The sequence below is a fragment of the Mycobacterium szulgai genome (assembly GCF_002116635.1).
GTDB classification, from domain to species: domain Bacteria; phylum Actinomycetota; class Actinomycetes; order Mycobacteriales; family Mycobacteriaceae; genus Mycobacterium; species Mycobacterium szulgai.
In genome coordinates, this window is sequence record NZ_LQPW01000176.1 from 111,789 (window position 1) to 130,179 (window position 18,391).

Sequence of the window (18,391 nt, forward strand, 5' to 3'; positions counted from 1 at the left end):
TCTTAGCGGCGTGTCGTTGCGCCATTCCCGCGATATTCGAAAATCCGGGCGCCGCCGTTGTCGTAAATCATCGTCCAGTAGGGCGATTTCTCCAGAGAGACTAGCCCGTCGGGGACAGCGAACCCGCGAACCGTGGGGGTGCTGGTCAGGATGTAGCGGATGTTGAGCGCCTTGATCGACTCGACGACTCGTGGATCGCTGTCGCCTTTGCGGGCGTAGGCCCAGAAGATGAAACGGTGGTAGCCCGGGCCGGCCTGGACGGGGTAGTCGTAGTGCGTCCAGAGCGGATGTAGACCGGCCACCGCATACATCCAGGACGTGCCGTCGGTATTGGCGTTGCCGATCATGGTGTCGCGTGCCCCGGGTAGTTTCGCCAGGTACGCCATGGCTTTGAGGTCGAGGTCGTTGACCATCACCTGGTCGTACTTGTCGCCGAACAGAAATCGGTGCCGTGGGAAGTAATGCCAGTTACTGACCAGCGTGCAAACCAGCAGCAGCACCGCGGTAGCCGACGCCCAGAAGCGCGCCGGCATGGGTCTGAAACGGCCGGTAAGCACCTTCGTCACACCAACCACGAACACCACGATCGCGAACAGGCCCAGCCCAGCCCCGGCGGCCAACAGCAGGGTGGTGGCCGCGGCGATGCGTCGCGGGTCCTTGTAGAAGAACTCGCCGAAGCCGCCGGCCACCACGCCGATCGGACCGCCCAGTGGCGTGCCGGCGTCGACGTTCATCACGATCAGCAGCAGCCACACCGCCAGCGGCCACCAGATCTTCTTGACCAGCAGAATGAGCCCGCCAACGACGGCCAGCGCGGTCATCGCGTACTGGACCGGGAAATCGTTGAGGTGCCGGGAATGCTGGAAGACCGCGTCGAACAGGCCGCGCCGCTTGCTGAGGTAGGTGGGAAACGCATGCCCGGCGATGATGTCTTCCTGCTGGGTCACGCTGAGGAACTGCGGCAACAGAATCAGCCCGGCAAGCAGGGCGACACCGGCGAGGGTGAGCAGGTCGGAAAGTCGGTTGCGGACCGGACGCCACAGCACCTCCAGCGCCCACCACGCCGACGTCAGCATCACCACGATCATGCCGCCGGTGATGTGCACCGAGAACACCCCGACCAGCGCCAGCACCGCTATCGGGATGCGATCGCGGTGCTGCAGGGTCGAGGTCAGCAACGCCATGGTCGGCACGGCGACTCCGTAGGCCGCCAGATTGGGCATCGCGGCGGTGTCGAACTCGACATAGGGCACCGCGGTGAACGACGCCGACAGTGCCGCCGCGGTGGCCGCCGCGCCGGCGGTGCGCCACTCGGTGGTGTGGGAACGCAAGACGCGCCAGGTGAGCACTGCGGCGCTGACGGGAAACAACCAGATCGCGGCGGCCAGCGAGGTGAGGGTGTATCCGGTGGTCGCCGCGGCACCGGTCAGCTGGCACAGCACCGCGGCCAGCGCGTGAAACACCGACGGGTAGTAGAGCAACGCATGGGTCTCCACATTGCGCAGCTCACCCATGTGGGTCGACGACGCCTGGCCGGTGTCGAGGATCCAGCGCACCTCGTTGGCGTGCCAGACCGCGTCCCAGGTGCTGGGGACGGATTGCCAGTGTGGGATGCCGCTGAAGGCCGCCCAGCCGATGAGCACGACGCCGAGCAGTACCCCGGCAGCCACGGTCAATCCGGCCCAGGGGCTGACGGCGCGTGCCTCGGCTGCGGTGTCGCGAGAGCGGGAGAGTAATAGCTGCAAACCCGTTGCTATTAAGCAAACGATGGCGAGGGCGGCCAGCGCCGTCCACCCGTTCCAGGGGATGCCGAGCGCACCGTAGGGGATGATCGCCAAGGCCACGACGCCATAGGTCAGCGGAGGTCCCGCTGCGATGGCGATCGGCCAACTCACCTGCGCGATTCGCGCGACGATGGCTCCCGGTGCGATCAGCAAAATCAATGCGATCAGCGTTCCGAACAACAAGCTCACTCGACTAGTATGGCTGGCCGGGTGTCCTGGCTCGCGAAGCCCAAGTGGCTGGAGCGTCTGGCATAGCCTGGGGCACCCGCTACAACCGCCCTACAACCGCCCTACAACTGTCCTGTAACTGTCACCAAATTTGCGGAAATAGCGAGAGCCCTAAGGTGGCTGGCATGGCCTACGACGTCGCCCGGGTGCGAGGACTGCACCCGTCGCTGGGTGACGGATGGGTGCACTTCGATGCGCCGGCGGGCATGCTGATTCCGGATTCGGTCGCCACCACCGTGTCGACCGCCTTCCGACGGTCGGGCGCCAGCACGGTCGGTGCGCATCCGTCGGCGCGGCGCAGCGCGGCGGTGCTGGACGCGGCCCGCGAGGCGGTCGCCGATATGGTCAACGCCGACCCCCGTGGCGTAGTGCTGGGCGCCGATCGTGCGGTGTTGCTCGCGTCGTTGGCCGAAGCGTCTTCCTCGCGTGCCGGCCTGGGGTACGAGGTGATCGTCAGCCGCCTCGACGACGAGGCCAACATCGCCCCGTGGCTGCGCGCGGCGCACCGCTACGGCGCCAAGGTCAAGTGGGCCGAGGTCGACATCGAGACCGGTGACCTGCCGACCTGGCAATGGGAAAGTCTGATCAGCAAGTCGACCCGGCTGGTTGCCGTCGCGTCCGCATCGGGAACGCTGGGCGCGGTCACCGATCTGCGGGCGATGACCAAGCTCGTCCACGACGTGGGCGGGCTGGTGGTGGTCGATCATTCCGCCGCCGCGCCCTACCGGCTGATCGACATCAAAGAAACCGACGCCGACGTCGTGACGGTGAACGCGGTCGGGTGGGGCGGACCGCCCATCGGGGCGATGGTGTTCCGCGATCCCACACTGATGAATTCCTTTGCCTCGGTCTCGACGAACCCCTATGCCACCGGGCCGGCGCGCCTCGAGGTTGGCGTGCACCAGTTCGGTCTGCTGGCCGGAGTGGTCGCCAGTATCGAATACCTTGCGTCACTGGATGAGTCGGCGCGCGGCACCCGCCGCGAACGGCTGTCGGTGTCGATGCACTCCGCCACGGCGTATTTGAACCGGATCTTCGACTATCTGATGGCGTCGCTGCGGTCATTGCCGTTGGTGATTCTGCTCGGCCGGCCCGAGGCGCGTATCCCGGTGGTCAGCTTTGCCGTTCACGAGGTGCCCGCCGACCGGGTGGTACAGCGGTTGGCGGACAACGGAATTCTGGCCATTGCCAACGCCAGCTCACGGGTGCTCGATGTGCTGGGCGTCAACGACATCGGCGGAGCGGTGACCGTCGGGCTGGCGCATTATTCGACGATGGCCGAAGTCGATCAACTGGTGCGCGCGCTCGCGTCACTCGGCTAGACGGTAAGCAGGATCTTTCCGAAGCTGTTGCCCGACAACATAATTCGGTGCGCTTCTGACGCTTCTTGGATGGGTAGCCGGGTTCCGATAACCGGGCGTACCCGGTCGGCGGCGATCATCGGCCATACCGAGGCCGTAACCGCTTGGGTGATAGCGGTTTTGCTGTTCGGGCCGCTCACCGGCCGGGCTCTCAGCGTGGTGCCGATAACCCGCGCTCGTTTGGCCATCAGCTTGCCCAGATTCAGCTCGGCCTTCACCCCACCCTGCATGCCGATGATGACCAGTTGCCCGTCGCTGGCCAGCGCGTCGATGTTGCGGTCCAGATAGGCCGCTCCCATGATGTCGAGGATCACGTCGGCCCCGGCGCCGTCGGTCTCCTCCTTCAGCCGGGCGACGAAGTCCTCGTCCCGGTAGGAGATGGTGATCTGGGCACCGAGCTGGCGGCAGAGTTCCAGTTTCTCCGGTGATCCGGCGGTGACAGCCACCCGGGCGCCGAGTGCGCGCGCCACCTGAATCGCGTGACTGCCGATGCCGCTGGCCCCGCCGTGGATCAGCAGGAGCTGGCCCGGCGCCAGGTGCGCGGTCATCACCAGGTTCGACCACACGGTGCACGCCACTTCGGGTAGGGCCGCGGAGTCGAGCAGGTGGACCGTCGGCGGAACCGGCATCACCTGACCGACCGGGACTGCGACGTATTCGGCGTAGCCGCCCCCGGCCAGTAAGGCGCAAACCTCTTGTCCCGCAGCCCATTCCGTGACGCCAGGGCCCACGTCAGCGACGATGCCGCTGACCTCCATGCCGATGATTTCGCTGGCGCCCGGCGGGGGCGGATACTTGCCGGCGGCTTGCAGCACGTCGGCTCGGTTGACGCCGGCGGCGGCCACCTTGACGAGTACCTCGCCGGACCCGGCGGCGACGTCGGGGACTTCCTGCCAGACCAGCTTTTCGGGGGATTCGGCGACGATGGCGCGCATGATCGCCACGCTAGCCGAGCAAGACCGTCACCGCCGGACATCCACCAGACATCAACAATTCACCATGCATACATTATGTGTAATTTATAGTCCGTTGCGTGTGCAATTGGTGTCGCTGGTGACGCGGCGAATGCTCCTTCAGTGTCGGCTTTTTTCATCGCATCCGCCCTTGGCGGGTGGTCGGTTGTGACTGTGCCAATCTGGGTCGCCTCCCCGCCGGAGGTGCATTCAGCGTTGTTGAATGCCGGTCCCGGGCCAGGATCTCTGTTGGCGGGCGCGGCGGCGTGGACGGCGCTGAGTGCCGAATGCACTGCGGCGGCCGAAGAACTCACAGCTGTGCTCGCCGGCGTGCAGGCCGGGGTATGGCAGGGATTTAGCTCAGACAGCTATGCGGCTGCGCATCTGCCGTATGTGGCGTGGTTGGCCCAGACCAGTGCCGACAATGCGCAGATCGCCGCACAGCATGAGGCGGCGGCAGCAGCCTACGAAGGCGCGCTGGCGGCGATGCCCACCTTTGGAGAGTTAGCCGCTAACCATCTCGTTCATGGTGTGCTGGTGGCGACGAATTTCTTCGGGATCAACACGATCCCTATCGCGCTCAATGAGATTGACTATGGGCGAATGTGGATTCAGGCCGCGACCGCGATGAGTATTTACGAGACGGCCGCGGGTGCGGCGGTGGCGTCGGTGCCGCCGGCCACGCCGGCGCCCCGGTTGGTCAAGCCCGGCGTCGACCGGGCCGGTTACACCGCGGCCGAGATCGGCGTCCTCGCCGAGGCCGGCCACTCAGCAGCCCTCGGCATTGACTGGATCCTGCTGGAGCACTTGCTGTTCATATGGAACGTGTGGTCGGTGTTCGTTGACGCCGACACGTGGGGACTGCACGAGTCGGTGATGTTCGTGGTGCATCCCATTTTCGAGCTGGTCAACAAGATCAGTGCCCTTATCGATGATCCGTTCGGCACGCTGACTCAATGGAGTCCGGCGGTGTATGCCTTCGGCCTCAAGCTCTTTCAGCAATGGCCGATGTTGGGAGCTGCTTTGGTAGATCCAGTCGCTACGCTGAACTCGTTGCCATTCCCCTTGCCGGAGAACGTTGTTGACGCCGTCAGCTCCGCGGCGAGTGTGGGCATTCCGTCGGTGGCCGACCTTGTTCCGGCGGTAGCGACGCCGGCTAACCATGCTCCCGCAGTGATGGGGTTCGCCGGCAATGCCGGCAACGAAATCGTGGCGCAGCCGCGTGGGTTGACCACGGTGCGCGCCGGGGAATTCGGCGGTAGTCTCCCAGTGCCGATGTTGCCGACCCCGTGGTAATTGCCGGCCTTCGGGCCGCTTGTCACGTTGGCCACAGTGGCTTCTGCCGGGTAGAGGGTGTCATGTCCGAGAGAGGCTGCTGTGGCGGATGTGATCGTCGCGATGCCGGTGGTGCGACTCGCCCAGCCTGGCCCGCTACCCTTATCGGCGGTGGCGTGGCAGAGCGGCCTAATGCACTCGCCTTGAAAGCGAGAGACGGCTAAAACCGTCCGGGGGTTCAAATCCCTCCGCCACCGCTTTTCCCGCCCCGCTGCAACCGGCATTCTCCCGCGCTCGCGGCCCGATCTAGAGGGTGGGCGCGTACCGCAACACCGCGCAGATGCCGTCGGCCGGAGCGATCCGCTCGTCGGTACGCACCAGCGCCGCCCCGACCGATATCGCAAACAGCGGTAACGCCTCGTCGGCGCGCAAGGTCTTAGCGGGAGCGGCGCCCTGTTCGGAGAGCACGTCGGCGTTGGGGGCGACGGTGGTCAGGTCCTCGTCGGCGACCACGGTGGCATCCCCGATATCGCCGACGATCAAAGTGTCGACCGCGCCCTGGCGCAGCGCCGAACAAACCGCACCCAAACCCTCTGCGGCCCGCCCGCTTTGGCGGCCGATCTCAGCGCCGAAGCGCCCCGCTGCGTCGTCGATCGCGCTGAGACGGCGCCGCTGGAACCACATTTCGATGGCCTGCTGCACTTCGGTGAAGTCGTGCCCGCTGTGTCGTGCACCCACCTGCAGCGGCACCGCCTTGACCAGCACCCGTTCCGGCAGCTCGGCCAGCAGATCCGACCGTGACCGCACCTCGCCCACCACGAAGACCGCGTCGGCCCCGTTTTCGTCGACCAGTTCGGCGACGCGCTCGGCGACGGCGCGGACGTTCTTGCGGCCCGCCTCCTCGCTACGCGGTTGCGGGTCGCCGTAGCCGGCGGTCTCGGCTCCGGACGCCTTGTGTACGGGATAGCCGCCGCCGTCGACGGTTTCGGTGCGGAAGGTGCCATCGATATGGACGGTGATGTCGGCGCCGGTGTGGTCGACCACCACCAGCAGGTAATGGGGCGTCTCGAAGCCGTGCTCAACGATCGGGACGATGTAGGGCAGCTCGGAGACCCGTACCACCGTCGTCGCGGTGGGCCGCAGCAAGTGCTCATTGACCACCACGCCGTCGGCGCCGGCGACCACGGCACGCCCGCTCCAGCCGATCGGCGGCCGCAAATCCAGCACGGCACGCTCGATCTCGGCGGTCACCGAATCGTTGACCCCCTCGCGCTCGAGTTGCTCGCGTAGTGCCCGCCATTTGAGGTCGAGCTGCTCGGCGGCGTCATGTGTGTTGTGTGAGTCCTCGAAGTACACCGACACGAAGGGTCCAGGCGTCTCCAACAAATCGCGGAAGCGTTCGGAATCCATGGCCAATTGGGTTCCCACCCAAGCGAGGCACAAACGCCGTCAAAGTCGTGGGAACGCGTCGGTGATGGTGTTCATCAAGGCGCCGTGACGCCCAGCGTCGGGGTCGCGGCCGGGCTTGCCGCTGCTGATCAATCCCGCTGACAGGCCGCGTTCGGGGTCGGCCCACACCGCGATATTGACCAGCCCCAGATGGCCGAACGCGGCCGGGGCGTTGCGCCCGAACGGGCCGTATTTGGTCGAGCCCAGCATGAATCCCGTGCCCCACCGAAGTGGGACCAGCCCGGTCGCCAGATCCGGACGCAACCGCCGGGCTTCCTTGACCGCGCCGCGCACCGTCTCGGGGCTCATCACTCGCACCCCGTCGAGCTCACCGCCGCGGCGCAGGATCTCCATGAAACGGGACAGCTCGTTCGCGTTCGACACCGTGTTGGACGACGGGATCACCGTCGTCAGATAGAGCCGCTTGTTCGTGTACGGGATGATCTCGTGCATGGTTCCGGTGATGGCCCGGCGGAAGATCGCGGCGATCACCGGCGGCAGCGGACGGCCGGTCGCGTGGCTGGGCGCAACTAGCGGGACGTCTTCCGGGGCCACGCCGTAATTGGTCCACCGGAAGCCCAGCGGGTCCAGGATCTCGGTGGCCAGGATCTCCCGAATCTCCTTGCCGGTGGCCGCGTAGACGAGTTCGCGAACCAGCGGGCCCCAGGTCAGCGCATGGTAGATGTGCACCAGACCCGGTCGATACAGCGGCCGAAGCTCGCCGAGCTTCTGTTGGGCGTACTCGTGGTCATCGGCGCGCATCACATCCGGGCGCGGCCCGGTGGGAATCGGGACGCCGGCGCTATGGGTCATCACGTGCCGGATGGTGGTGCGGTGTTTGCCGTGGCTGGTGTAGCAGGGTATGTACTCGCATACCCGATCGTCGAGCGAGAAGACGCCTCGCTCGACCAGCATGTGGATGACGGTTGCGGTGATGGCCTTGGCCGCCGAGTAGGCGCAGAAGGGTGTGTCGGTGGTGACCGGAATCTTCTCCGCATCGGGCTCGTCGGTCGGGCCGTTGCCCCAGCCGTGTCCGATCGCGCGGTTGAGCACCACCCGCCCGTTCTGCCGGATGCACAACTGGATCGCCGGGTGCATGCCGGCCTGATACCAGTGCCGCGCGGCCTGCCAGATCCGTTCGACGGCGGCGCTGTCGATGCCGGAGTGGTCCTCGTCGCCGATCGCCGTCACGGCATCCAGGTCGGCCGGCACACGGATCTTGCCGTCGGGGGTCATAGTGGCCACCGGGCTCACTCTCCGGTGAATTGCGGCGGGCGCTTGGCAAAGGTCGCCGAGATGCCCTCGGTCAGGTCCTTGGACGGCAAGAACGCCGCATTCCAGGCGGCGACATAGCGCAGGTTCTCCGACACCGCCGACGTGCGCTGCTGGTCGAGTACGTCCTTGACGCCGTACACCGCCAGCGGTGGGTTGGCGGCGATTTCGGCGGCGGTGGCGTGCGCGGCGGCCAAGGTAGCCTCGGCGTCCGCATAGACGTCGTTGACCAAGCCGATCTTCTCGGCCCGGGCCGCGTCGATGTCCTTACCTGTCAACGCCAATTCCCGCAGGTGCCCGTCGTTCAAGATCAGCGGCAGGCGAGCCAGGCTGCCCATGTCGGCGACGATGGCCAGTTTGACTTCGCGCACCGAGAACTTGGCGTCGGCGCTGGCATAGCGGATGTCGACCGCCGAGATCAGGTCGACGGCGCCGCCGATGCACCAGCCCTGCACCGCCGCTATGGTCGGGGTGCGGCAGTCAGCGACGGCGTTGATCGCCTTCTGCATTCGCAGCACCTCGGCATGGAACTCGGTGCGCGGGCGGGCTAGCGCGCCCTCGGCCATCAGCGGGGCGAACGTGCCGCCCATCGCGGGTACGTCCAGCCCGTAGCTGAAGTTCTTGCCCGATCCGGTGATAACGATGGCCCGGACCTCGCGATCGGCGTCGAGCGCCGAGAACACTCCCGGCAGTTCCGACCAGAAGGCGGGCCCCATCGCGTTGCCCTTGCCCGGTCCGATCAACGTCACCTGCGCGACCTGGTCTTTGGTCTCGACGGTGACGGATTCGTATGTTTCGCCCATATCGAGACCGTAGCGTGAACCGTAGCGTGGCGAATATGCCGCCAGATTTGCGACCCGGACCAGATTCCCCGCCGACCGACGAGCTGCAAAGTGCCGAGGCCTGTCTAGGGGTATTGCAGCAAGTCCTGCACATCGTCGCCGGCGACGACAAGACCAAGCAGACGCCGTGCTCGGAGTACAACGTCAAGGAGCTGACCGGGCATCTGCTGAGTTCGATAACGGCGCTGGGCGGCATGGTCGGCGCGGAATTCTCCGTGCGCGACGACACCGACTCGGTAGAGAGCCTGGTGATCGCCACGGCGCGGCCGGCTTTGGATGCCTGGCACCGGCACGGTCTAGAGGGCGAGGTGTCATTGGGTGCCGGCTCGATGCCCGCCAGGGTCGCCGTTTCGGTGTTTTCGATCGAGTTCCTCGTCCACGCGTGGGATTACGCGGTGGCAGTGGGACATGACATCAACACCCCGGATTCGCTGAGTGAATACGTGCTGGCTCTGGCGCACACGATCATCAAGCCGCACGAGCGCGCGGCGGCCGGTTTCGATGCCCCGATCGACATGTCCGACAACGCCGGTCCGCTGGACCGGTTGGTCGCGTTCACCGGCCGCAACCCCGGTGACGCCTACAGCCGCCGCCCTTCGCCACGAACGTGAAGCTGGCCGCACGGCGAACGCCGAACGTGAGGCTGGCTTCACGTTCGACGCTCGGTCGACTCGCGTCCTCTCTCAGATCCAGGCGCGGGCGAACCGCAGCAGGGCGTCGTTTTCTTCCGGTGCGGCGGTGACGGTGACCCGGACCCCGTCGGTGCCGTAGGGGCGGACGATGATGCGGGCGTTGGCCGCCTGCTCGACGAAATCGTGGGTGCGCGGCCCCAGCGGCAGCCAGACGAAGTTGGCCTGTGACGGCGGCAGCGTGAAACCTGCGGCTCGCAGCGCCGCACCGACACGGTCGCGCTCGGCGACTACCGCGTCGGTGCGGGCCAGTAGCTCGTCGGCGGCCTCCAGGGACGCGATGGCCGCGGCCTGGGAGATGCTCGTGGCGGTGAAGGGCACGTAGACCTTGTCCAGCGCGACGATCACCTCGGGGTGGCCGATCGCATAGCCCACCCGCAGGCCCGCCAGCCCGTACGCCTTGGAGAACGTTCGCATCGCCACCACATTGCTGTGGCTGCGGACCAGGCCCAGGGTGTCGGGCACCATGCCGTCGCGAACGTACTCGACGTAGGCCTCGTCGACAACGATCAGTACGTGCGGCGGCACCGCTTCGACGAATCGGGTGAGGGCGTCGGGATCAACGACGGTCGACGTCGGATTGTTGGGATTGCACACGAAGATCAGCCGGGTGCGGTCGGTGACCGCGGCCAGCATCGCGTACAGGTCGAAGGTGTGGTCGGTCAACGGCACCCTGACCGGGATGGCGCCGGCGACCTGGACCTGCGGCGGGTACAGCTCGAAGCTGCGCCACCCGAAGATCACCTCGTCACCCGCCGAGGCCGTGATTTGCACCAGCTGCTGGCACAGGCTGACCGAACCGCAACCGACGGCGATGTTCTCGGGCGCGAAGCCCACATGCTTTGCCAACGCGGCCTTGAGTTGGACGCATCCGTTGTCGGGGTACCGGTTGATCACATCGGTAGCGCGTTCGATGGCCGCGCGAACGCTGGGCAGTGGGCCGAACACTGTTTCATTGCTGGCCAGTTTGATTGCGCCGGGCACGGTCTTACCGGGAACGTAAACTGGCAGCCCGGCCAACTCGGGCCGCAGGCGGGCAGTCACTTCGACAGCATATGTCGCGGCTGTGTACGCTATGCCTCCGGCGGCTGCTGCGGGATTCCGGAGTCCGGTACCCTCAGAAAGTCCACGGGAGGCGTGCCAGAGCGGCCGAATGGGGCTCACTGCTAATGAGTTGTCCCCCTCAAAGGGGACCGGAGGTTCAAATCCTCTCGCCTCCGCCACGTGATACCTGCTAGACAACTGAAGACCGGCGCCCGTAGCTCAACGGATAGAGCATCTGACTACGGATCAGAAGGTTAGGGGTTCGAATCCCTTCGGGCGCGCCATGTTGCGATCCGCAACCTGATATCGCGTGCGCTAGCGCGTTTGCGGATTGGGTATGCCCGCCTCTGGCGGCAAGCCAAAAGCCCCCGTCACATCGGTGTCCAGTCATCCCACCGCTTGCCGAAGTCGACCGGCACCTGGGAGAACAGCGCACTGCCGATGATCTCGCGGAAGTGATCCTGCCAGCCCCACCAGCCGCTGATCTGAAAGTCGTGCTGATACCAGCTGAGCTTGTAGTCGATGGGTACGGATTCGCCCTTGTTCTCCGGCGCAAACACCGCGATCGCCAGCAGGCCAAGCGCCGCCGCCGCGGGCAGCTGGATCTTTCCGTCCCGCCAGATGCTCACCTTTTCGTCGCGAGAGCCATGGCGGGTCAGCTCGAATCCCTTGGGTAGCTCGTCCTCATGGCCGTGGCCATAGCGGTAAATGCCCCACAAGACATCGGCAATGTCGGGCCGGCCGTCGGGCAGATCCGATTTCACCGCAATCGGGAAGCGGGTGGTCTCGAAGTCGACGCCCGGCGCCGCCATCACGTGAAAAATGTCGAGCGCATCTCGGATCGTGCGCCGGAACCGCGTCGCGATTCCTTGCTGTGGATACCGCTTCTTGGCGGTGCCGTTGACGGCGTCGCACGCATGAATAAGCGCTGCGTCCCAATCCTGTCTCGCCCAGTGGTCGAGTGATTGCCTGACGGAATTTCCCACGGTCACACCCAGAGGCTAACGATGGGGGACGGCGATCCCGTAGAGCGGTGCGCTTCGACTGAGAGTGTGTCGCCGCCGCCTCGGCGACGGCTCATCAGTCGCCGTCCCGGCGCAGATGTACGAGATAATCGCAAATCAAATGCCGGGGCCGGCCGGCAAAGGCATCTCAATGCACTTGACGGGGCCTGTATTTCTCCGCATCGCACCGCCCGCGCATCCTTCCGGCGAGCCATTTCCCAAGCCGTCGGCAGTCTCGGCCGAATTCGCAGGCATATGGGACCTGCGCTGCCGGCCCGCAGTGGTTGAGCACGCAGTATGCCGCACCTGGGGGCCGGGCAATGCCGTGTCAAAGCAATTGACACAGCAGGCAATGTGATTTGTAAAACACATTTACACAGCCAAGATCACTTATAACGAACGTATAACAGACTGCAATGAGTTTTTCCAATATTGGGGTTCTGCGAATAACATTCTGTTCTCTCCCCCGGATACCGCAATGAGCAAAGGTAGTGCCATGTCATATTTGTTTACACAGCCGCAGGCGTTGATGATGGCGGCGTCGGATTTGGCCGGTATCGGGTCGACCATCAATACCGCGACCGTGGCGGCGGCAATGCCTACGACAGGCGTGCTCGCCGCCGGCGCCGACGAAATTTCGGCCGCCATGGCGGCGATATTCGGGGCGCACGGGCAGCGGTATCAGGCGATGAGTGAGCAGGCGGCGGCCCTGCACAGCCAGATAGTGCAAAACCTGAATGCGGCCGGGGGAGCTTATGCCAGCGCCGAAGCCGCCAACGTTTCGCCGCTGCAGGCCCTCGAACAGGGAATTAACGGGTCCGCGCGGGCGGTGCTGGGTCGGCCGCTGTTCGGCAACGGTGCCGACGGCGCACCAGGAACCGGGCAGGCCGGCGGCGACGGCGGCCTGTTGTACGGCAGCGGCGGCAGAGGTGGTTCCGGCGGCCTCGGGCAAGCCGGCGGCAAAGGAGGTGCCGCGGGAATGTGGGGTAACGGCGGAGCCGGTGGTCTCGGTGGATCCGGCGCCGCCGGGGGCAATGGCGGCGCAGGCGGTTGGCTGCGCGGCAATGGTGGGGCGGGTGGCACCGGCGGGTTCAACGGTGGCAGCGGCGGTAACGGAGGCAACGCCGGACTGTGGGGAACCGGCGGTGCGGGCGGCAGCGGCGGTGGCGGCGTCACCGGTTCCAACGGCGTCAACGCGCTGGGGAATTACACGAAATCGCCCCTGCTCGACGGCAGTCCGGGTCAACCAGGCGCATTCAACGATCCCGGCGGCCCGGGGACCGACGGCCTGCCCGGAGCTGCCAACCAGGCGGGCGGCAACGGCGGTTCCGGAGGTGCGGGCAATCCGGCTGGCGGCCGCGGCGGCAACGGTGGCACCGGCGGCTTCGGAGCGCCCGGCGGCAACGGCGGCAATGGGGGAGATGTCCTCGGCGCCCCCTACACGCCGGGCGGTGCCGGAGGCGACGGCGGCGCCGGAGGTGCGGGTGCACCCGGTGGCAACGGGGGCAATGGCGGCCTGAACAACTATGCCAACATCCCCAACTACAACCCCCTGCTCGAAGGCCCCGCCGGTAAGGGTGGCAATGGAGGTGACGCCGCCGGACCGCTCAGCGCGGGGGGTAGCGGCACCGCGGGTGGTCACGGCGGCGCGGGCGGCCGCGGCGGGATGCTGTTCGGCGATGGCGGCGCAGGTGGAGTCGGCGGGATCGGCGGCATCGGGGGCATTGGTGCCGCTGGCGGCGCCGGCGGGGCCGGGGGCAACGGTTCCAACACGGTCAATCTCTTCAGCGGTCTCGGTGGCACCGGCGGTGACGGCGGCGCCGGCGCATCCGGCGGCGCAGGGGGAGTCGGCGGTGACGGCGGCGCGGGTGGTGGGGCCGGATTGTTCGGTCATGCGGGTGCCGCCGGCGCCGGCGGCCTCGGCGGTGTCGGTGGTGGCGGCGGCGCCGGTGGCGCGGCCGGTGCCGGTGGCTGGGGCGCGAACGGTCAGGGCCCGTCCGGCAATATCGGTGTAGCAGGCGGCAAGGGCGCCGACGGCGCCAACGGGCTCGCCGGTTAGAGCTGCTTCTCGATCAGGTTCAGCGCGCGCTCGAACAAGTGCACCGTGGCAGCGTGCAGTTGGTCACCGACTTCCTTCTCGGCCTTGCCCGCACAGGCCCTGGCCAGGGTTCCCTCGATGACGATGCCGAGCTTGAAACAGGCCAGCACCGTGTACCAGGTGATGTGCGACAAGTCGCGGGTGGTGTTCTGCGCGTACCGCTGCAAGAGATCGTCTGTGCTGGCCAAACCACTCTGTCCACCCAGCGCGTGGCTGAACACGCTGGATCCATCCGGCTGCCGCCAGGTGGCCAGCAGCCAGCCGAGGTCCAACAGCGGGTCGCCGATCGTGCACATCTCCCAGTCGACGATCGCCACGACTTCGGGTCCGGTGCGGGAGAACATCACGTTGGCCGCGTGGTAGTCGCCGTGCATGATCCCGGGTGTCCAGGCGGTGGGCCGGTGGCTCTCGAGCCAGCTGGACACCTCGTCGATGCCCGGAATCTCTGGCCCCGGGTAGCCCTCGTACTCCTGATAGGAGTCGAGCTCTGAAAGCCAGCGTGGCACTTGGCGTTCCAGGAACCCTTCCGGCTTACCGAAATCGGCCAGACCGACGGCCACGTGGTTGACGGCACCCAGCTTGGCCAAGGCATCAGCCATCGACAACCCCATGCCGAACCGCACCTTGGCATCGCCGGCGTGCAGCGGCGGCAGCCCTTCGCCGGCGTTGAACCCGTCGATCGGCTCCATCAAATAGAAGACGGCATCGCCCAGCACCCCCGGATCGTCACAGGTGGCGATCAGCCGCGGGTGTGGTACATCGGAGCCGGCCAGGGCGGCTAACACCCTGGTTTCGCGCAGTATCACGGTGTTGCTGCGCGGCCGCAGGTGCCGCGGTCCGCGGCGCAGTACATAGGTGCGCCCGGCCCGGGTGAATCGCAGCATGACGTTCTGCGTTCCACCGGTGACCGTGGCGACGTCCTCCAGCGGCCCTTCGCCCAGTCCCTGGTCGGACATCCACTTCGCGACGGGCGCCAAATCCACGAGCATCAGCCCTTGGCGTGTGGTGTGTATCGGACCGTCTGGGCCCAGATCGCGCCGTCGCGGAAGACGAAGGTGTCCACGCCGTCGTCAACCCGGTTGACCGCCGAATCGGCGGCCCATTCGAGCAGCAACACATCGCCGTCGAAAATCTGGGACTTCAAGTTCCAGGCCGCGTTTGGCAGATCCTCGAGCAACTTGACGAATACGCTGCGAACGCCGTCCTTGCCCCGCACCGCGCCCGCCGACGTGATGATGACGGAGTCGTCGGTGTAGTCGGCGACGATCTCGTCGAGGTCGCCCGCGGCCAGCGCCTTGCCGTGGTGGGCGAACACTTCCTGCGGCGTGCGTGTCATGGTGCTCCCTTGCGACCTGTCGACCCCTCGACCGTACTGCTGGAACAATAGTTGGCGAACCTGACTGCCCGGCTGGGGAGGACTGTCGATGGCGCGCACTGACGACGACTCTTGGGACATCACTCAGAGCGTGGGGGCCACCGCGCTCGGTGTGGCCGCAGCACGTGCCGCTGAGACCGAGAGCGAGAACCCGCTTATCAGCGATCCGTTCGCGCGAGTGTTCGTGGACGCCGCCGGCGCTGGGATGTGGAGTATCTACGCAGACCCGAAGCTGCTCGCCCAGGCGGGCGAACTCGATCCGGAGATAAAAGCACGGGCACAGCTGCTGATCGACTTCATGGCCACACGCACGGCATTCTTCGACGAGTACTTCCTCAACGCGGCCGACACGGGTGTGCGTCAGGTGGTGATCCTGGCTTCCGGCCTGGACTCGCGCGCGTGGCGATTGCCGTGGCCCGACGGCACGGTCGTCTACGAGCTGGACCAACCTAAGGTGCTCGAATTCAAGAACGCGACATTGCGCCGGCACGGTGCGAAACCGACGTCGCAATTGGTGAACATTCCGATAGACCTCCGGCAGGACTGGCCAAAGGCGTTGCAGGAAGCCGGGTTTGACGCGTCTGCGCCCACCGCATGGTCGGCCGAGGGGTTGGTGCGGTACCTGCCGGCGCAGGCGCAGGACCTGTTGTTCGAGCGGGTTCATGCGCTCAGCGCAACCGGCAGCTGGCTGGCTTCCAATGTGCCGGCCGACGGCTTCATCGACCCCGAGCTAGTGCAACGCCAGCGGGAAGAGATGCAGCGGATGCGCGCGGTGACCGCACAGCTGGTGGAAACCGAAATGCCGGCCGTCGAAGACCTTTGGTACGCCGAGGAGCGCACCGCCCTTCCGGACTGGCTTGACGAGCGCGGCTGGGAGGCCTCGGCCGCGACCTTCGCGGAGTTGATGGCCCGTTATGAGCGCGCCATACCGACCGGCACTGAGGATTCAATGCCGCCAACGCTTTTCGTATCCGCCCGCCGCCAGGTTGACGTACGGTAACGCTGGCGTCAATTCAACGGTCTCTTCAAATCTGAACAGGGGGCAACGGTGTCGTATCTGGTGGCGGCTCCGGAGCTGCTTGCTGTGGCAGCAGCGGATCTGGCTGGTGTGGGTTCGGCACTGCGTTCGGCCAATTTGCTGGCCGCGACACCCACCACAGCGCTGTTGGCGGCTGGGGCAGACGATGTGTCGGAGGCCGTCGTCTCGCTGTTTGCCGGCCACGCACAGGACTACCAAGCACTCAGCACCCGCGTTGCGGCGTTTCACGAGCAATTCGTGCAGGCGCTCTCGGGTGCAGGCAATCTGTATGCCAGTGCGGAAGCGGCTAGCGTGTCGCCGCTGCAGGACCTGCTCGGCGTGGTCAACGCCCCGACGCAGCTTTTGCTGGGACGCCCGCTGATCGGTAACGGCGCAAACGGTACGGCGCAGAATCCGAACGGCGGCGCCGGCGGCCTCTTGTACGGCAATGGCGGCGACGGCTTTTCGCAGACCACCGCCAACGTCGTCGGCGGAGCGGGTGGCGCGGCAGGGCTGATCGGTAACGGTGGGGCCGGTGGCGCGGGTGGCGCGAACGCCGCCGGCGGTGCCGGCGGACACGGGGGCTGGTGGTACGGCAACGGCGGTGCCGGTGGCACCGGCGGGGCCGGCATCACGGGGCCGATCGGGACTACGGGCTCAAACGGCGGAGCCGGCGGCGCCGGCGGCGCGGCCGGATTGTGGGGCTCCGGCGGTACCGGCGGAGCCGGCGGGTCGGGCGGTGCGTCCGGCGGAACCGGATTTACCCCCAAGTTCGAGCCCGTAATCGGGATAAACGGAGGTAGTGGCGGTGACGGCGGCAGCGGCGGCGCCGGTGGCTTGCTGTACGGCAATGCCGGTGCCGGCGGCCACGGCGGGACCGGCGGCGATGGAAACTGGGCTGGAATCGGGTTCGGCGGCGGCACCGGCGGTGCCGGTGGCGCCGGTGGCGCCGCGGGATTATTCGGTAGCGGTGGTTCCGGTGGGGCAGGCGGGGCCGGCGGCGCCACCGGAGGGTTCAGCGCCGGAGATGGCGGGATAGGAGGCGCCGGCGGACGCGGCGGCTGGCTGGTGGGCGACGGCGGCGCCGGCGGCCACGGCGGTGCCGGTGCCGCCGGAGGCTACGTCAACAACTCCGCGACCCCCGGAGGCTTCCATGGTGGCGCCGGTGGCGCCGGCGGTGCTGGTGGCGCCGCAGGTCTAATCGGTAAGGGCGGGGCGGGTGCCGCCGGCGGGGCAGGTGGCCTCGCCGGCTTCACGGACAGCGATCCTGACCCCGCCGTCGAATCTTTTGTCGGCATCGCCGGCGCGGGCGGCGATGGCGGCGGCGGCGGTCACGGCGGATGGCTCTACGGCGCTGCGGGACTCGGCGGCGCCGGCGGCGCGGGCGGCGACGGCAGACTCGTCACCAGCAGCGGCAACGTGTATTACGGCCTTTTAGCGGGCGCGGGGGGCGCGGGCGGCGCGGGCGGTAGCGCTGGGTTCTTTGGGAGCGGCGCGGCCGGCGGGGCCGGCGGCGACGGTGGTTTGAGCGGTGATGGGCTCGGCGGCAATGCGGGCGCAGGTGGTCGCGGCGGCAATGGCGGATCGCTCATCGGCGACGGCGGGACCGGTGGCCACGGTGGTGTCGGTGGTCGCGCCGTTGCCGACCTCGATGACCACTTCGGCAGCGGCGCTAACGGCGGCGCCGGTGGCGCCGGCGGCGCCAGCGGGTGGCTCTATGGCAACGGCGGCGCCGGTGGCGCCGGAGGTGCCGGCGGCTCCTCCTTCACCGAAGGCGGCGGCGGCGCCGCCGGCGCATCCGGCGGCGCCGGAGGCAATGGCGGGGCCGGCGGGGCATCTCGGTTGATCGGCAACGGCGGTGCCGGCGGTGCCGGGGCGCTCGGCGGAGCGGCCGCGCCGGGGCCGGGCAGCATCGGGCCAAATGGGCAAAACGGCACCGGCGGCGCCGGCGGGGTGTTGTTCGGTAATTCCGGAGCGACGGGATAGTCAACCCGCGCTG

The 18,391-nt window shown here is 67.1% G+C and carries 15 protein-coding genes and 3 tRNA genes; 9 read left to right on the top strand and 9 right to left on the bottom strand.

Annotated features, from left to right (window positions below; translation table 11 throughout):
* Nucleotides 1-2: 2 nt before the first annotated feature.
* Nucleotides 3-1,973, bottom strand: a complete 1,971-nt coding sequence (locus AWC27_RS28640) for a DUF6541 family protein (RefSeq protein ID WP_085674169.1) — start codon at nucleotides 1,971-1,973, stop codon at nucleotides 3-5.
* A gap of 164 nt (nucleotides 1,974-2,137) precedes the next feature.
* On the opposite strand from AWC27_RS28640, the gene AWC27_RS28645 reads away from it, so the two are divergent.
* Nucleotides 2,138-3,334 carry a cysteine desulfurase-like protein gene (locus AWC27_RS28645; RefSeq protein WP_085674171.1) on the top strand — a complete coding sequence of 399 codons (1,197 nt, stop codon included), beginning with the start codon at nucleotides 2,138-2,140 and terminating at the stop codon, nucleotides 3,332-3,334.
* Here the strand turns inward: AWC27_RS28645 and AWC27_RS28650 are convergent.
* Nucleotides 3,331-4,308, bottom strand: coding sequence for an NAD(P)H-quinone oxidoreductase (locus AWC27_RS28650; protein ID WP_211281726.1), 978 nt, complete (start codon nucleotides 4,306-4,308; stop codon nucleotides 3,331-3,333). The two genes, AWC27_RS28645 and AWC27_RS28650, sit on opposite strands and share 4 nt — an antisense overlap.
* Nucleotides 4,309-4,494: 186 nt before the next feature.
* Between AWC27_RS28650 and AWC27_RS28655 the strand changes: the two genes are divergently transcribed.
* Together AWC27_RS28655 and AWC27_RS28660 are read left to right on the top strand one after the other, a co-directional pair.
* Complete coding sequence (locus tag AWC27_RS28655; protein WP_085674262.1) at nucleotides 4,495-5,622, top strand: PPE family protein; 1,128 nt, start codon at nucleotides 4,495-4,497, stop codon at nucleotides 5,620-5,622.
* Between the two features lie 149 nt (nucleotides 5,623-5,771).
* A tRNA-Ser gene (locus tag AWC27_RS28660) sits at nucleotides 5,772-5,858 on the top strand.
* Between the two features lie 49 nt (nucleotides 5,859-5,907).
* Here the strand turns inward: AWC27_RS28660 and AWC27_RS28665 are convergent.
* From AWC27_RS28665 to AWC27_RS28675, 3 genes are read right to left on the bottom strand one after another with little or no spacing between them, the layout of a single operon-like run.
* The gene (locus AWC27_RS28665; RefSeq protein WP_085674264.1) at nucleotides 5,908-7,011 is read right to left on the bottom strand and encodes an Rv2629 family ribosome hibernation factor; all 1,104 of its coding nucleotides are present in this window, start codon (nucleotides 7,009-7,011) and stop codon (nucleotides 5,908-5,910) included.
* 39 nt (nucleotides 7,012-7,050) lie between these two features.
* Nucleotides 7,051-8,286 carry a lipase LipE gene (gene lipE, locus AWC27_RS28670; protein WP_085674266.1) on the bottom strand — a complete coding sequence of 412 codons (1,236 nt, stop codon included), beginning with the start codon at nucleotides 8,284-8,286 and terminating at the stop codon, nucleotides 7,051-7,053.
* 14 nt (nucleotides 8,287-8,300) lie between these two features.
* Nucleotides 8,301-9,125, bottom strand: a complete 825-nt coding sequence (locus tag AWC27_RS28675; protein WP_085674175.1) for a crotonase/enoyl-CoA hydratase family protein — start codon at nucleotides 9,123-9,125, stop codon at nucleotides 8,301-8,303.
* A 35-nt stretch (nucleotides 9,126-9,160) separates the two neighbouring features.
* Here AWC27_RS28675 and AWC27_RS28680 point away from each other — a divergent pair, with 35 nt between their 5' ends.
* Complete coding sequence (locus AWC27_RS28680) at nucleotides 9,161-9,775, top strand: TIGR03086 family metal-binding protein (RefSeq protein ID WP_085674177.1); 615 nt, start codon at nucleotides 9,161-9,163, stop codon at nucleotides 9,773-9,775.
* 72 nt (nucleotides 9,776-9,847) lie between these two features.
* Here AWC27_RS28680 and AWC27_RS28685 read toward each other — a convergent pair whose 3' ends face one another.
* Nucleotides 9,848-10,897, bottom strand: a complete 1,050-nt coding sequence (locus AWC27_RS28685; protein WP_085674179.1) for a pyridoxal phosphate-dependent aminotransferase — start codon at nucleotides 10,895-10,897, stop codon at nucleotides 9,848-9,850.
* Nucleotides 10,898-10,984: 87 nt separating this feature from the next.
* Between AWC27_RS28685 and AWC27_RS28690 the strand changes: the two genes are divergently transcribed.
* A tRNA-Ser gene (locus tag AWC27_RS28690) sits at nucleotides 10,985-11,076 on the top strand.
* Nucleotides 11,077-11,105: 29 nt separating this feature from the next.
* Nucleotides 11,106-11,181 (top strand) — tRNA-Arg (locus AWC27_RS28695).
* Nucleotides 11,182-11,268: 87 nt separating this feature from the next.
* Here the strand turns inward: AWC27_RS28695 and AWC27_RS28700 are convergent.
* Nucleotides 11,269-11,895 (bottom strand): hypothetical protein, encoded by a 627-nt coding sequence (locus AWC27_RS28700; RefSeq protein ID WP_139837284.1) that lies wholly within the window; start codon nucleotides 11,893-11,895, stop codon nucleotides 11,269-11,271.
* Between the two features lie 502 nt (nucleotides 11,896-12,397).
* On the opposite strand from AWC27_RS28700, the gene AWC27_RS28705 reads away from it, so the two are divergent.
* Nucleotides 12,398-13,960: a PE family protein gene (locus tag AWC27_RS28705; protein ID WP_085674268.1), complete on the top strand. Its 1,563-nt coding sequence runs from the start codon at nucleotides 12,398-12,400 to the stop codon at nucleotides 13,958-13,960.
* On the opposite strand, the gene AWC27_RS28710 is transcribed toward AWC27_RS28705, so the two are convergent.
* Together AWC27_RS28710 and AWC27_RS28715 are read right to left on the bottom strand one after the other, a co-directional pair.
* A complete protein-coding gene (locus AWC27_RS28710) occupies nucleotides 13,957-14,988 on the bottom strand; it encodes a phosphotransferase family protein (protein WP_372516859.1) in 1,032 nt (343 codons plus the stop codon). The genes AWC27_RS28705 and AWC27_RS28710 overlap by 4 nt on opposite strands.
* Nucleotides 14,988-15,335 (bottom strand): nuclear transport factor 2 family protein, encoded by a 348-nt coding sequence (locus AWC27_RS28715; protein WP_085674183.1) that lies wholly within the window; start codon nucleotides 15,333-15,335, stop codon nucleotides 14,988-14,990. The genes AWC27_RS28710 and AWC27_RS28715 overlap by 1 nt, the downstream gene beginning before the upstream one ends.
* Nucleotides 15,336-15,423: 88 nt before the next feature.
* Here AWC27_RS28715 and AWC27_RS28720 point away from each other — a divergent pair, with 88 nt between their 5' ends.
* Both AWC27_RS28720 and AWC27_RS28725 read left to right on the top strand, forming a co-directional pair.
* Nucleotides 15,424-16,374, top strand: a complete 951-nt coding sequence (locus tag AWC27_RS28720) for a class I SAM-dependent methyltransferase (RefSeq protein ID WP_085674185.1) — start codon at nucleotides 15,424-15,426, stop codon at nucleotides 16,372-16,374.
* Nucleotides 16,375-16,422: 48 nt separating this feature from the next.
* Entirely contained in the window at nucleotides 16,423-18,378 is a 1,956-nt protein-coding gene (locus tag AWC27_RS28725; protein ID WP_085674187.1) for a PE family protein, read from the top strand.
* Nucleotides 18,379-18,391: the final 13 nt, after the last annotated feature.